This is a genomic window from Flavobacterium sp. (genome assembly GCF_043722275.1).
Lineage (GTDB): Bacteria > Bacteroidota > Bacteroidia > Flavobacteriales > Flavobacteriaceae > Flavobacterium.
Map to the genome: position 1 here is coordinate 46,567 of NZ_JAYSPC010000028.1, position 14,391 is coordinate 60,957.

Annotated in this window: 13 protein-coding genes and 1 tRNA gene; 11 read left to right on the forward strand and 3 right to left on the reverse strand. The window is 32.0% G+C overall.

Features of this window, described 5'->3' with window-relative positions:
• Nucleotides 1-3: 3 nt before the first annotated feature.
• Both ACHZDT_RS03545 and ACHZDT_RS03550 read left to right on the forward strand, forming a co-directional pair.
• Nucleotides 4-2,283: a multicopper oxidase family protein gene (locus ACHZDT_RS03545; RefSeq protein WP_394773281.1), complete on the forward strand. Its 2,280-nt coding sequence runs from the start codon at nt 4-6 to the stop codon at nt 2,281-2,283.
• Between the two features lie 405 nt (nt 2,284-2,688).
• The gene (locus ACHZDT_RS03550) at nt 2,689-2,844 is read left to right on the forward strand and encodes a hypothetical protein (protein WP_394773282.1); all 156 of its coding nucleotides are present in this window, start codon (nt 2,689-2,691) and stop codon (nt 2,842-2,844) included.
• Nucleotides 2,845-3,229: 385 nt separating this feature from the next.
• On the opposite strand, the gene ACHZDT_RS03555 is transcribed toward ACHZDT_RS03550, so the two are convergent.
• Nucleotides 3,230-3,682, reverse strand: coding sequence for a DUF4442 domain-containing protein (locus ACHZDT_RS03555; RefSeq protein ID WP_394773283.1), 453 nt, complete (start codon nt 3,680-3,682; stop codon nt 3,230-3,232).
• Nucleotides 3,683-3,912: 230 nt separating this feature from the next.
• Between ACHZDT_RS03555 and ACHZDT_RS03560 the strand changes: the two genes are divergently transcribed.
• The 5 genes from ACHZDT_RS03560 (at nt 3,913) to ACHZDT_RS03580 (ending at nt 8,446) form a co-directional block, all read left to right on the forward strand.
• Nucleotides 3,913-4,392, forward strand: coding sequence for a DUF4870 domain-containing protein (locus ACHZDT_RS03560; RefSeq protein WP_394773284.1), 480 nt, complete (start codon nt 3,913-3,915; stop codon nt 4,390-4,392).
• Between the two features lie 282 nt (nt 4,393-4,674).
• Complete coding sequence (locus ACHZDT_RS03565; RefSeq protein ID WP_008464689.1) at nt 4,675-5,007, forward strand: PadR family transcriptional regulator; 333 nt, start codon at nt 4,675-4,677, stop codon at nt 5,005-5,007.
• A 2-nt stretch (nt 5,008-5,009) separates the two neighbouring features.
• Nucleotides 5,010-6,740 (forward strand): PspC domain-containing protein, encoded by a 1,731-nt coding sequence (locus ACHZDT_RS03570; RefSeq protein ID WP_394773285.1) that lies wholly within the window; start codon nt 5,010-5,012, stop codon nt 6,738-6,740.
• A gap of 3 nt (nt 6,741-6,743) precedes the next feature.
• On the forward strand, nt 6,744-7,478 hold the full coding sequence (locus ACHZDT_RS03575; protein WP_394773286.1) for a head GIN domain-containing protein: 735 nt from the start codon (nt 6,744-6,746) through the stop codon (nt 7,476-7,478).
• Between the two features lie 86 nt (nt 7,479-7,564).
• Entirely contained in the window at nt 7,565-8,446 is an 882-nt protein-coding gene (locus ACHZDT_RS03580) for a GIN domain-containing protein (RefSeq protein WP_394773287.1), read from the forward strand.
• A 143-nt stretch (nt 8,447-8,589) separates the two neighbouring features.
• Here the strand turns inward: ACHZDT_RS03580 and trxB are convergent, their stop codons facing one another.
• The gene (gene trxB, locus ACHZDT_RS03585; RefSeq protein ID WP_213302061.1) at nt 8,590-9,537 is read right to left on the reverse strand and encodes a thioredoxin-disulfide reductase; all 948 of its coding nucleotides are present in this window, start codon (nt 9,535-9,537) and stop codon (nt 8,590-8,592) included.
• Nucleotides 9,538-9,689: 152 nt separating this feature from the next.
• Here trxB and ACHZDT_RS03590 point away from each other — a divergent pair.
• Nucleotides 9,690-9,764: transfer RNA gene (locus ACHZDT_RS03590), tRNA-Pro, on the forward strand.
• Between the two features lie 71 nt (nt 9,765-9,835).
• Here the strand turns inward: ACHZDT_RS03590 and ACHZDT_RS03595 are convergent.
• Nucleotides 9,836-10,159: a helix-turn-helix domain-containing protein gene (locus ACHZDT_RS03595; RefSeq protein ID WP_394773288.1), complete on the reverse strand. Its 324-nt coding sequence runs from the start codon at nt 10,157-10,159 to the stop codon at nt 9,836-9,838.
• A 268-nt stretch (nt 10,160-10,427) separates the two neighbouring features.
• Between ACHZDT_RS03595 and ACHZDT_RS03600 the strand changes: the two genes are divergently transcribed.
• From ACHZDT_RS03600 to ACHZDT_RS03610, 3 genes are all read left to right on the forward strand, one after another.
• Nucleotides 10,428-10,781: a hypothetical protein gene (locus ACHZDT_RS03600; protein ID WP_394773289.1), complete on the forward strand. Its 354-nt coding sequence runs from the start codon at nt 10,428-10,430 to the stop codon at nt 10,779-10,781.
• A 65-nt stretch (nt 10,782-10,846) separates the two neighbouring features.
• A complete protein-coding gene (locus tag ACHZDT_RS03605) occupies nt 10,847-11,620 on the forward strand; it encodes a GLPGLI family protein (RefSeq protein WP_394773290.1) in 774 nt (257 codons plus the stop codon).
• A gap of 44 nt (nt 11,621-11,664) precedes the next feature.
• Entirely contained in the window at nt 11,665-14,304 is a 2,640-nt protein-coding gene (locus ACHZDT_RS03610) for a carboxypeptidase regulatory-like domain-containing protein (RefSeq protein WP_394773291.1), read from the forward strand.
• Nucleotides 14,305-14,391 lie beyond the last annotated feature (87 nt).

Here is a 14,391-nt window from a genome sequence, read left to right on the forward strand (position 1 = left end):
AATATGAAACTACAAATTATCCTATTTACTTTTTTGATTGCCTTTTCAGTAAAAGCTCAAAAAGTAGTTCGTTATGATTTACACGTTCGTGATACGATTGTAAATTTTTCCGGAAAAGAAAAACGCGCTCTTACTGTTAACGGACAAATCCCGATGCCGACATTGACTTTTACCGAAGGTGATATTGCCGAAATCTATGTACACAACGATTTAAAAAACGAAGATACCGCGTTGCATTGGCACGGATTATTTTTACCGAATAAAGAAGATGGTGTTCCGTATTTGACTCAAATGCCAATAAAACCAGGAACAACACATAAATATTCTTTCCCAATTATCCAGAATGGAACGTATTGGTATCACAGTCATTCGGGTTTGCAGGAACAAATAGGTTTGTACGGACTTTTCATTATCAATAAGAAGAAAGACGATCCGACTTTTCGAAAAGGAATTGATGATTTACCAACTGTTCCGGTAATTTTAAGTGAATGGACGGATCTAAAACCGGAGAATATTCAGCGAATGCTGCACAATGCCAATGATTGGTTTGCGATAAAAAAAGGAACTACTCAAAGTTATGCCGAAGCCATAAAACATGGTGAGTTTTCGACAAAAGTCACGAACGAATGGAAACGCATGAATGCGATGGATGTTAGCGATGTTTATTATGAGAAGTTCTTGATTAACGGAAAAAACGAACAACAGCTTTCACAATTTAAAGCGGGTGATAAAGTCAGATTGCGAATTGCAAATGGGGGCGCTTCGAGTTATTTCTGGCTGACTTATGGCGGCGGAAAAATTACTGTCGTGGCAAGTGACGGAAACGATGTTGAACCTGTCGAAGTCGACCGATTGATTATTGCGGTTTCTGAAACTTATGATGTTGTGGTTACAATTCCTGAAGATAAAAAATCCTTTGCTTTTTTGGCTACAGCCGAAGACAGAACCGGATCTGCTTCTTTATTTTTAGGGGGAGGAACGAAACAATCCGTTTCACATCTTCCGAAATTAAAATATTTTGAAGGGATGAAAATGATGAACGGCATGATGAAAATGAACGGTGAATTGAATGATATGGGCATGCAAATGTCTCTCAACAAAATGGACATGAATGCTGTGATGTATCCTGAAATTTCCGGAGAAGATAAATCTATAAAAACCCAAGATCATTCCAGTCATAATATGGAAGGAATGAAAATGGAAAATATGAAAATGGATGATATGCAAATGTCCAGCGACACTACAGAAGTTGGTCAAATAACAACTCTAAATTACGGAATGCTGAAATCGCCTAATAAAACCACTCTTCCAACTCCCGCTTCGGGGGCTGGGGGGCTAAAAGAATTACGCTTTGAATTATCCGGAAATATGAATCGTTATGTTTGGAGTTTAGACAATAAAGTAGTTTCTGAAACGGATAAAATTTTAATTAAAAAAGGTGAAAACGTTCGAATCGTATTGTACAACGGATCGATGATGCGTCACCCAATGCATTTACACGGTCATGATTTCAGGATTATTAATGAACATGGCGATTATTCTCCGCTAAAAAATGTGATTGATATTATGCCCATGGAAACCGATACGATCGAATTTCAAGCCAATGCCGATGGCGATTGGTTTTTTCATTGTCACATTTTATATCACATGATGGCTGGAATGGGTCGTGTTTTTAGTTATGAAAATTCGGCGCCAAATCCGCTGATTCATGATCCTGAAATGGCGTATAAAATGCTAAAAATGGACGATCGTATGTTTCATTTTATGGGCGAAAATGATTTTGCTTCAAACGGAAACGACGGTGAAGCAATGTACAGCAACACGCGTTGGAGCATTGGAACGGAATGGAGATTGGGTTATAATAACGAACATGGTTATGAAACCGAAACTCATATTGGTCGCTACATTGGAAAAAATCAATGGCTGATGCCATTTATCGGTTTTGACTGGCGATATCGAAGAATGGGAATGGACGAACAGGAACAAAACCTTTTCGGACAAATCAATACTAAAGACAATCGTTCGGTTTTTAGCGCTGGTTTAGAATATACTTTGCCAATGCTTGTAAAAGCTCAGGTTGAGGTTTACACCGATGGAAATGTGAGAGTTCAGTTTGAACGAAAGGATATTCCGCTTTCCAGACGTTTGCGAATGAATTTAATGTGGAATACAGATAAGGAATATATGGCTGGATTGAAATATATAGTTGCCAGAAACTTTGGAATTACGACGCATTATGATAGTGATATGGGAGTTGGTTTTGGATTGAATCTGAATTATTAGTTGTTTTTAAGCCATATAAGTAATTTAAGTTCATATCAAACGTGTGTCTAAATATCTGCGATTATGTTCTAAAAATAAGTTTCACATATCAACAAAAAGATTTTGAATATATTCGAAGACCTTTTAAGGTTTTTTCGCCACGAATTTCACGAATTTGCATTAATTTTTAAACTCATTGCGAAAAATAATTTGCGGAAATTTTTGGAATTCGTGGCAAAAATTATGTGTCTAACTTTGACAAAGTTCTTCGTCTGGAAATCTTTTAAATTCTATAATCTATATCTAAAAACACTTTAAGCTTTATTAACAATTATTATAGAAACATTAACTTCTTGTAAGAATCAACCTTAACAAATACTCTTATATTTGAATCACCATAAAAACAAAAAATTAAAATTATCTAAAATGACAAAAGTAATTACTGTTTTAACGATTGCCTTATTTACAATTGGCGTGAGTGCACAGGAAACTAAACCTGCTAAAAAAGAAAAAGCTAAAAAGGAATCTTGTTGCAAGAAAACTGATGCAAAAGACAAAAAAGCATGTTGCGCTAAAAAATAATCGCAACGTATTTAACAGAAAAAGGCTTCGAAATATATTCGAAGCCTTTTTTTATTGTTTTTGTTTGCCACGAATTTCACGAATTTGCACTAATTTTTAAAATCAATGCGAAAAAATAATTCGCGGGAATTCGTGAAATTGCTTCGCCTGTTCGCTATCGCTCGGGCCGTGGCAAAAATATGTTTCTAAATTTGACAAAGTTTTTTTGCGCATTTTTGTCTTCCCGAGGAACGAGGGATCTCCGCAGGTAGCTCGACAATTCAAGAAAAAATACTTTGCGGTAGTTTCTTGCGGAGATCCCTCGTTCCTCGGGAGGACAATAATTGTGGTTACTTTATGTTTAATCTTTTTATGGGATAACTATTAAGAGTGGCAAAAAATAAAACTATTTAATCCTTACGCTCCATTCAAAATCCATTTCAGAAACCTGGATTCCTTTTTCATCTGTTCCTATGGATTTCATCCAGAAGGTTTGCCCCTCGCCTGTTTCGATTGTTTTTTTGATTGCATCGGCAATTAAATGTCCGTCGTTACAAACAAATGTGATTCTTCCGGTTGCTTTTTTTGTGAAGTTCCCTTTATTATTTGCTACCAGCATTGAGATTTTTTTTCCGCTTTGCTGAATCTGTGAAATTACCAATGCTCCGGTTGTTAATTCTGCTGCCATTGCCTGAACTGCAAAATACATGGAGTTAAAAGGATTTTGATTGATCCATCTGTGTTTGACACTTACCACGCATCTATCGTCGTCGATTGCCTTTACGCGTACACCGCAAATGTATGCTGATGGTAGTTTGAATAATACAAATTTGTTGAGTTTAGAAACCGATAATGCCATGTGATTGTTTTTTTATGTAAAAATACAAAAAAACTATGCACGCACAATAAATTGGAAATACTTTCATAAACACCCAATAATAACAAGGGTTGCAGATGATTTTCAATGCGTTATAAGTTGTATTATAATTTTAACTTTGTTAATATTTTGTTAATATTTAGTACTATGCAAAACAAGATACTGTTCTTTAGATATATATTTGCATAAGAAAATACTATATACTTTTAATCATGGAAACAACAACACCACTCATCATGGAAAAAACATCAGAAAAGAACACTGCGGCGTTCACTCATTTAAGTACTTTAAGTCAATATGTCATTCCGTTTGGGAATTATATCTTCCCAATATTAATATGGACGAGTTACAAAGACAAATCAGAATTTGTAAACGATCACGGAAAGCAAACGTTGAATTTTCAATTAAGTCTTTTGCTTTATACTTTAGTTTTGGCTTTAATTGCAATTCCGATTTTTGCGTTCGTATTGTTAAAAAACCTTCCAATAAATACTGTTTTTAACGATGAGGATTTAATCATCAGAAATCTAAACATCGACGGAAATATTGGGATCTTAAGTATTGGTGCAACGGCTGTTTTACTTTTTGGATTATTAAAATTTGTTGAATTCTTTTTAGTGATTTACGCTTCAATCAAAGCTTCAAACGGAGAGTTATACAAATATCCGCTTGCGATTCCTTTTATAAAATAGAGGCTTCGACTTCGCTCAGCCTGACATAAGTATTCAGCCTGACATTGAGTTTGCTCAGCGTGAAATAAAAGAATAAAAGTTATAGAGTATTTTAGGGTTTAGCCCTGATAGAAGTGGAAATCCTTTTATTTTTTTCTTTAAAAAATAAAAGATTGAAACGTCCCGAGGCTTCGGGAGCAGGAAATAGCTCCAAAAAAAACGATCAATCATCAAAATCATCATCAATCAATCATCATCAATCAAAAAACGAATTGTTCAATCTAAAAAAAACAAAATGAAATTATGAACATTGAAAACACAAAAGCACAGATGCGCAAAGGTGTTCTTGAGTTTTGCATCTTATCTGTATTAAAAGAAAAAGACGCATACACATCAGAAATATTAGACACTTTAAAAAACGCAAAATTACTGGTTGTTGAGGGAACTGTTTACCCGCTTTTGACCAGGCTTAAAAACGACGGTTTGCTTAATTATCGTTGGGAAGAATCGACATCAGGACCACCACGAAAATATTATGGATTAACCGAAATAGGACAAACATTTTTAAACGAACTTAGCGGTACCTGGACAGAATTGTCTGACGCCGTTAATCTAATCACCAATCAAAACCAATAATCATGAACAAAACAGTAAATATTAACTTAGGCGGTATGGTTTTTCATATAGATGAAGACGCATATTTAAAATTGACACGCTATTTTGACGCTATAAAAAGGTCTCTTAACAACTCATCAGGACAAGATGAAATTATTAAAGATATCGAAATGCGTGTTTCTGAATTATTACTTGAGAAACAAAAAAGCGACAAACATGTTGTGGGATTGAAGGATGTTGAGGAAGTGATTGTGGTTATGGGTCAACCTGAAGATTATATTCTTGAAGATGAAGAAAAAACGCATCAGTCGTTTGATTACGCTACAAGAAAGCATAAAAAATTATACCGCGATAAGGAAAAAGGTATGATTGGTGGTGTTGCAACTGGTTTAGGACACTATTTTGGGATTGACGCTGTATGGATAAAAATCATTTTCCTTGTATTTGTTTTTGCAGGTTTTGGAACTGGAATTTTAGCTTATTTCGTTCTTTGGATCGTTACTCCGGAAGCCATTACAACATCTGAAAAGTTAGAAATGACTGGTGAACCGGTTACGATTTCGAATATTGAAAGAAAAGTACGTGAGGAAATTGAGTCATTATCAGACAAATTTAAAAATGCTGATTATGATGCAATGGGAAACCAGGTAAAGTCAGGAGCTGAGAGAATAAGTAGTTCATTTGGAGACTTTGTAATGACGATTTTTAAAATCTTTGCTAAATTTTTAGGAGTAATTTTAATCATGTCAGGTATTAGTGTTTTAATCATGTTATTGATTGGAGTTTTTACTTTAGGAACGAATGTTTTTGTTGATTTTCCCTGGCAAAACTTTATTGACGCAGGAAACTTTACAGATTATCCTCTTTGGTCATTTGGTTTATTAATATTTTTTGCAATTGGGATTCCGTTTTTCTTTTTGACACTTTTAGGTTTCAAATTATTATCTCCAAACCTAAAATCTATCGGGAATATTACAAAATATACTTTGTTAGCGATTTGGATTATTGCGGTTGCTATTGCAATTAGCATTGGAATTAAACAAGCAACTGAGCTTTCATATGACAATAAAACGGTTGAGAAAAAAGAAATCGGAATTAGTCCACAAGATACTTTGTACGTAAAATTCAGATACAATGATTATTATTCAAAAGATTTAAATCAACACAGAGATTTTGAATTTGTACAAGATTCCGCCAACAACCAATTGATTTATTCAACTGACGTTCGCCTGCATGTTTTGCACACAGATAATAAGACAGCTTATTTACAAATAGAAAAAAGTGCAAGAGGAAATTCATTTGTAAATTCTAAAAAAAGAGCTGAAAAAATCAATTATAAAATGCAGCTTGAAGGGAATCATTTAGTTCTTGATAATTATTTTTTAACCGATGTAAAAAACAAATTCAGAGGTCAGGAAGTTGATGTATATTTGTATTTACCGGAAGGACAATTGTTTAAACCAGATGCATCTATACAGAATTATGATGATTCTGACGATGATTTCTTCAACTTACACTTTAGTGGTAATTACAATTATAAAGTTGAAGGTTCTAAAATTAAATGTTTGAATTGCCCATCAGAAGAAGATGAATATAATGATGTAAATGAAGATGTGCACGAAGATGTAAACATTCAAAATGATACAGTAAACGAAGTTTCGGTTAAAATTAATGGAAAAGAAATTTTAAACGGAAAAAAAACCAAAGGCAGATTAACCACTGACAAAAACGGAGTTATAATCAAAATTAACTAAGCCATGATAAAAATAATCATTCATATTACAAAATTCATTATTGCGACTGTTACCGCATTATTGTTTGCCTCATGTAACCTTAACGTGAACTCAGTTGAAGGAAGCGGAAATATTACAACTGAAAAAAGAATTGTTCAGGGAGATTTTAGTAAAGTATCCGTTAGCAATGCGATCGATTTAGTAATTATTCAATCTGATACTACAGAAATTGTGGTTGAAGCCGATGATAATTTACAGAAGGAAATTACAACAAAAGTTGAAAATGGAACTTTAGTTATTAAATGTAAATACAGTTCTTTTAGAAATGTTACCAAGAAAACAGTTACCGTAAAAATGCCTAAAATTAACAAGATCGAAGCTTCAAGCGCTGCATCTGTTATGAGTAAAGGCCTATTGCAAGGTGAGGATATTGATCTGGAAACTTCAAGCGCTTCAACAATGGATATTGATTTAGAATCTGATAATGTTTCGGCTGAGTCAGCAAGCGGAAGCACGATTAACCTAAAAGGAAAAGCATTAAGAATAAGAACTTCAGCGTCAAGCGGTTCAAGCATAAATGCTAATAAATTATTTGCTAATGAAGTTCAGGCAGAAGTTTCAAGCGGCGGAAGCACAAATGTTCATCCTATTTTAAGTTTAAAAGCGGAGGCAAGCAGCGGCGGAAGCATTAATTATGACATTACACCTAAAACAATCGAGAAAACTGCAAGTTCAGGAGGAAGTATCAGTCAGGGATAAAATGATATTTATCTGTTAAATATAAAAAAATCATTCATCGAAAGTGGATGATTTTTTTATATTTGTGAAAATCAAATCTAGAATTAATGAAAAAAAATACAGCCTTACTCCTATTATTATTGGTTACGACGCTAACTTTTGCTCAAAGAAGAGAAAAAATAAAAGGATCTAAAATCGTAACTACTTCCATTAAAGAAGTAGGAGAATTTGACGGTATTGAAGCAGATGATAATTTAGAAGTTTACCTTGAAAGAGGAGAAAAAAACGAAATTAAAATCGAAGCCGATGATAATTTACATGAAATTATCGGGATGGATTTAAGAGAAAAAGTGCTTCGGTTATATACCTCTAAAGAAAGTACTATTTTTAAAAAACTTACTGTTCGGGTTACTTATACAAAATCATTAAAAACTGTAATCACAAAAAATGATGCCATTGTATATGCAATTCAGGAACTGCAATTAGATGATATTACGTTTAATAGTTTTGATTACTCGAAATTATTCCTGAACGTAAACTCAAAAAAATTCACTTTGTTTGCTGATGATAAAACAAGAACCGAATTGAACTTAAAATCTGAAGATGCTAATTTACAGTTGAGCAAAAACTCAGCGATTAAAACATTAGTTTCTGCAATAAAATTCAAATGTGATTTATACCAAAAAGCCGCTGCAAATATTGAAGGTATTGCTGATAAAGCAACGATTCGTTTAGATAATAATTCGGTTTTTAACGGAACAAAATTTACTTTGAAAGAAGCTAATCTTACTACCGAAGGTTCATCAGTTGCTACGGTTTTAGGCGGAACCAGTATTTCAATCGCAGCCGGAGATAAAAGTGAAGTTTCATTATTTGGAAATCCAAAAATAGAACTTACTCGTTTTAGCGAAGAAGCAAAACTGATTAAAAAACCAAGTGCTGTAAAAGATAAGGATAAGGAAAAAGAAAAATCATCTTTACCACAATAGATTTCTGAAAGATTATTCCTCAAGCAATCTCACATAAAAAAAGTCCCATTCTTAATTGAATGGGACTTTCTCGTTTTATAAAATATTATATTTCAATTCCAACAACTTGAAACCTGAAACAATAAAAACCTGAAACAAATTTTTTATTCTTTCGATGCTAAATATCTTTCAGCATCTAATGCAGCCATACATCCTGTTCCGGCAGCAGTAATTGCCTGACGATAAACATGATCAGCAGCATCACCGGCTACAAAAACACCTTCAACATTTGTTTTAGATGTTCCCGGAATATTTATAATATAACCAGTTTCATCCAGAGTAATTTGATCTTTAAAGATATCTGTATTTGGTTTGTGACCAATGGCTACGAAAAATCCTGTTGCAGGAATTTCAAGAACTTCCCCAGTAGTTTTATTCAACGCTTTAATTGCGTGAACTACTTGGTTATCACCTAATACTTCAAGAGTATCATGGTTCATTAATATTTCGATATTTTCGGTTTTGCGAACGCGATCTTCCATAATTTTCGAAGCTCTGAATTTTTCGCTTCTTACCAACATCGTTACTTTTTTACAAAGTTTAGATAAATAATGAGCTTCTTCACAAGCAGAATCTCCTGCTCCTACGATTACAACTTCCTGATTACGGTAGAAAAATCCATCACAAACGGCGCAGGCAGAAACTCCGCCGCCCATGTTTAAATAATGTTGTTCTGATGGTAACCCTAAATATTTAGCCGATGCTCCTGTAGAAATAATTACTGTTTCGCAGTGCAATTCGATTGAATCGTTAATCCAAACTTTTTTAATATCTCCTGAAAAATCAACTTTAGTTGCCCATCCATCACGAATATCTGATCCAAAACGTTTTGCTTGTTCTTGTAATTGAACCATCATTTCCGGACCTGTAACACCATCAACATATCCCGGAAAATTTTCTACTTCGTTTGTTGTAGTTAATTGACCACCAGGTTGCATTCCTTGATATAAAACCGGATTCATATTTGCTCTGGCTGCATAAATAGCCGCAGTATAACCCGCTGGACCAGAACCTATAATTAGGCATTTAATTTTTTCGATTGTATCTGACATAATATGTATAGTTTTAAGTGATGCAAAGGTAAACTTTATTATAAAAAATTACGACCAAATCAAATCCTAAATAACTATCTCAAAATAAGTTTTATTTATTTTCAGATTTTCCTTTTCTAAACCAAATTTATTACTATATTTGCATCCGCTTACGGGGTGTAGCGTAGCCCGGTTATCGCGCCTGCTTTGGGAGCAGGAGGCCGCAGGTTCGAATCCTGCCACCCCGACAAAAGTCTTTTCATTTTCTTGAAAAGACTTTTTTTTTGCTTTAAATTGTCTTAAAAAAAACGTAAGTATATCATTCTTTTTGCCTTAGCAATTTTATGATATCATCTTTTTCTTTTATTCGAAGTTCATACTGTTCAATAAATTTATGTTGTATTGTTATGTATTTTATTAAATCTTCTGGATCTGAGTCATTTGGTTTATTAATTTCTTCTCCAAAAAAGCTTGCAATGTTGGTTTTTAACAATTGAGCAATTTTTATAATTTCGTCAGAAGTAAATTGTATTTCACCTTTTTCTCTTCTGCAATATTGTGATTGCTCTAATCTTAACTCATGAGCAATGTAACTTTGAGATAATTTTTTCTCCATTCGTATGGCTCTTATTTTTTTATTCAATTTTCATAATTATAAAAAACCATTAATTTTATCAATATTATTTAGCAGAAATAGTGTATTAAAAACAAAGAGGACAGTTATTATTTTTCATACTCACTAAGAGATACTATTTTAATGATTAAACTTTAATCATTATGTGATTTGCACATTTTGTAAGAAAAATTAATGTTGTTTATTTGAAATCTATTAACTGAAAACTTTTTGAATATTCAAAAGCGCTTTTGATAATTTGAGAGTCTAAGTATGTCGAATTTTAAAAACTTAATTTATGAAAAAATTATTATTGACATTGTGTTTGTCGATGTTTGCTTCTGGAGCGTTCGCATCAGAATCCTTGGATTACAAAAAAATTGGAAACAGTAAAACAACTGAAATCCAGCATTTTGAAAATGGCTTTGCCGTAATTTATGGCTGCTCAGTATATATAGCCTGGCATGATGGTCACGGAAGTTACTCCAATACATGGAGTTTCCCAAATGTTAGTTCTCAAAGTGGCTGCAATCAAATGATGAGAGAACTTTTAGCCGTTTTTCAGTCAGTTGAAGCACCAACAGCTTTTCCAGACGATTTTATAGGTGAGGAGCCTCGTATTCGCTTCACTCCAGAAGAGGTGCAACCATAGTTCAAAAACAAAACCTAAAATGCGATTTAGAATATTTCTAAATCGTATTTTATTAAAAAATGAAAATGAAAAATTTTGCTTTTACAATAATTTTACTTTTTACAATTTCGGCGAAAGCTCAGGTAAAAAATGTAGTGATTGAATACAACTTAAATGTATCTAATGAAAATTATGTACAGAAAAAAGTTATTACAAACTGCACAAAAAACATATCAATTTCAAAAACTTTTGCAAATAATTCTAAAGCAGGTATTGAATCTAATGAGCATACGAATTCAATATATATAAATGAAAAAGAGATTGACACTTATGAATCTGTTGATTTAGTGAGTAACAATATTATTTCTGTAGATAATATAAAAAACAGCAATTACAAAATCACTGAACAACTTCCAGTAATGAATTGGAAACTTTCAAAGGATAATGAAGTAAAAAAAATAGATACTTTTATATGCAATAAAGCTTTTTTGAGTTTTAGAGGCCGCAATTACATTGCCTGGTACACTCCGTATGTTGCTTTGCCATTTGGACCTTGGAAATTTTATGGTCTCCCTGGTTTAATTCTTGAAATATATGACACCAATAATAATTACCATTGGACAGTATCAAAAATAACATATCCTTCAACAAAAACATTTGATCTAAGCGTTTTAGATAAGCAAAACACAAAAGATATAACCTTAAAAGGATTTGTTGAAGAAATCGAAAAACAAAAGCAAATAATGTATGCCCGCATTATGAAAGTAATGCCACGTGGCACAACAATGGAGCAAGGAACTGATACAAGAACAAGTGTGGAATTAGTTTATGATTGGGAAACCGAAAAGAAAAACAAATAGATATTTTGAATATTAACCGTGTCCGAGTTTTGCTTTTTTTGCTCATGCAAATTTTAACTGTTAACTTTTTAAACTCTCAAACATCCATTTCCGGAATTGTTCGGGATAAGGATTCTAATCCGGTTTCTTTTAGCAATGTATTTATTAAATCGCAAGTCAATAATTCTATAGTGGCTTTTACACGTACACTTAAAGATGGAAGTTACGTCTTGGAGGTTGAAGAATCAGGTAATTATGAAATTAGTTTTACAGCAATATTATATAAACCAACTATATTCCAAATTGCTATAGAAACTGGTAAAAAATATATTCAAAATGTAATACTTCAGGACGAAACAACTTTTCTTGACGAAGTTGTAATCAAAACTGAAAAACCAATAACAGTAAAAACCGATACAATTGTTATTAATGCAAAAGCATTTGCCCAAGGAAATGAAACTGTTCTTGAAGATTTATTGAGAAAAATACCCGGACTAAATATTTCTGAAAACGGAACGATTAAAGTTGGCACTAAAGAAGTTGAGAAAGTAATGATTGACGGCGATGATTTTTTTGAGCATGGTTATAAACTTCTCACAAAAAATTTGAACGCATCTACGGTTGATAAAATTGAGATTTATAAAAAATATTCAAATAACCGATTGCTAAAAAACATTGAAAATAGTGATAAAGTAGCGCTGAATCTTACTTTAAAAGATGAAATTAAATCTCAATGGTTCGGAAACATGAGTTTAGGCTATGGCGTTGCATCAGAGAATAGGTATGATGTAAGAACTAATTTGATGTCGTTTGAAAAAAAAGCAAAATTTTATGCAATAGGAAATCTTAACAACGTAGGAGTTGATGCCGTAGGAGATATAAATTACATCATCAGACCTGTGAATTTAGATGGAATAAGCAGTATTGGAGACGATGAAAACTCTGAAACATTGCTCAGTTTAAACACTTCAAAACCCAATTTAAAAGAAGAAAGAACGAATTTTAATAATGCCGAATTAATATCCTTAAATTCTATATTTACGATTTCTTCAAAAGTAAAATTAAAAGTTATAGGATTTTATAATTCAGATAAAAATGATTTTTTCAGAAAAGGAATAGATGAATATCATTTTGAAAATACTGCGTTTACTAATTTTGAAGATTACAATTTAAGTAAGAAAAAAAAGATTGGCTTTGCAAAAATTAATTTCAATTATGATATCTCCAGTAATGAATCGTTTGAATTTATAAGTAAATACAGTTTAGAAAACGGTAATACAAACACAAATTTAATTTTTAATGAAGAAAAATCCTGGGAAAAACTTAATGAAAAAACACAACTCATCGACCAAAAAGCGGTTTATACCAATAGATTTAGAAGCAATAAAGTTTTAATTTTTACAGGAAGAATAATAAATGAAAAGGCACCGCAAAATTATTACAATAACGTTTTTCTTTTCAACGATATATTACCAGGTGGCGTTACTGCAAATAACGTAAGTCAGGGAAGTAATGACAAGCTGAATTTTTTGGGTTTTGAAACTCATTTTTTTGATAAAAAACAAAAAGGAAATCTTTTAGAATTTAAGGCAGGATATGAAAACAGGCAAGATTATTTTAATTCGGAATTAGAGTTTTTAGAGAACGATAATAGTATTATTGCTCCCGCAGATTATGCTAATAAAGTAAATTTTGGCACTCAGGATATTTATTTTAAATCAAAATATAATTATTTTTTCAGAAAATTTGCAATAGAAGCCAAGGTCGAATTACATGACTTTATTTCAGATCTGAAGACTACTGAAATTGTTGAAAAAAATAATAATTTATTCATAAATCCATCTTTGGTTTTAAGTTGGGAAATTAACCAAAACAATAAAATTAGCACTTCGTTTTCTTATAATACAACAAATGCCAAAATTTTAGATGTCTACAACGGGTATGTATTGACAAGTTATAAAAGCTTTCAAAAAGGAACAGGACAATTTAATCAGCTACAATCAAATGTATTTTTTCTAAAATATGGATTAGGAAACTGGGAAAGTAAATTTTCATCAAATGCCTCTATTTATTATTATAAAAATTTTGACTTTTATTCTACAAATGCCGTTATTCTACAAAATTATTCTCAGTTAGAAAAAATTATAATTAAAAACAGATCTATGTTTAGAGCAGATCTTGATATGAGTTATTTTTTTAGCGATATTTCATCTACTTTAAAAGTTGAGGCAAATTATTCTAAAAGCAACTATAAAAACATTGTAAATAATGAATTAAGAGAAGTAGAATCAGGAATTACAGTTTCAAGTATAGAAATAAGATCAAATTTTAAAGGTTTTTTAAATTATCATTTGGGAACTAAATGGACTATAAATGAAATTAGAACATCGGATCTTAATAAAAATACTGACAATCTCACCTTTTTTGATCTTTTGCTAAGCTTTAATAAAAATTTAAATGCTGAATTTCAGACTGAAAGATATCATTTTGGCAATTTAGAGGCTAGCAGTAGTAAATATTATTTCCTTGATATTAAAGCCAATTATATATTTAAAAAAAACAAACTTTCTTTTTCATTATCGAGTAATAATTTATTCAATACTAAAACTTTTAGGCAGTCATATATAAGTGATGTCGTTACTTCGAAAACAGAATATAGGATTCTTCCAAGATATGTTCTTTTAAAAATGGATTATAAATTTTAGATAATGTGAATTTGCATGAGATGTCTTTTGAACTGGAAACACAACAAAAGTCTTTTCAAGAAAATGAAAAGACTTTTGTTGTGTCTA

Coding starts and splice junctions, on each gene's coding strand:
- ACHZDT_RS03565 (WP_008464689.1), top strand. CDS start 4,675: ATGAACATTGAAAACACAAAAGCACAGATGCGCAAAGGTGTTCTTGAG.
- ACHZDT_RS03580 (WP_394773287.1), top strand. CDS start 7,565: ATGAAAAAAAATACAGCCTTACTCCTATTATTATTGGTTACGACGCTA.
- trxB (WP_213302061.1), bottom strand. CDS start 9,537: ATGTCAGATACAATCGAAAAAATTAAATGCCTAATTATAGGTTCTGGT.
- ACHZDT_RS03550 (WP_394773282.1), top strand. CDS start 2,689: ATGACAAAAGTAATTACTGTTTTAACGATTGCCTTATTTACAATTGGC.
- ACHZDT_RS03545 (WP_394773281.1), top strand. CDS start 4: ATGAAACTACAAATTATCCTATTTACTTTTTTGATTGCCTTTTCAGTA.
- ACHZDT_RS03610 (WP_394773291.1), top strand. CDS start 11,665: ATGCAAATTTTAACTGTTAACTTTTTAAACTCTCAAACATCCATTTCC.
- ACHZDT_RS03600 (WP_394773289.1), top strand. CDS start 10,428: ATGAAAAAATTATTATTGACATTGTGTTTGTCGATGTTTGCTTCTGGA.
- ACHZDT_RS03555 (WP_394773283.1), bottom strand. CDS start 3,682: ATGGCATTATCGGTTTCTAAACTCAACAAATTTGTATTATTCAAACTA.
- ACHZDT_RS03605 (WP_394773290.1), top strand. CDS start 10,847: ATGAAAAATTTTGCTTTTACAATAATTTTACTTTTTACAATTTCGGCG.
- ACHZDT_RS03570 (WP_394773285.1), top strand. CDS start 5,010: ATGAACAAAACAGTAAATATTAACTTAGGCGGTATGGTTTTTCATATA.
- ACHZDT_RS03575 (WP_394773286.1), top strand. CDS start 6,744: ATGATAAAAATAATCATTCATATTACAAAATTCATTATTGCGACTGTT.
- ACHZDT_RS03560 (WP_394773284.1), top strand. CDS start 3,913: ATGGAAACAACAACACCACTCATCATGGAAAAAACATCAGAAAAGAAC.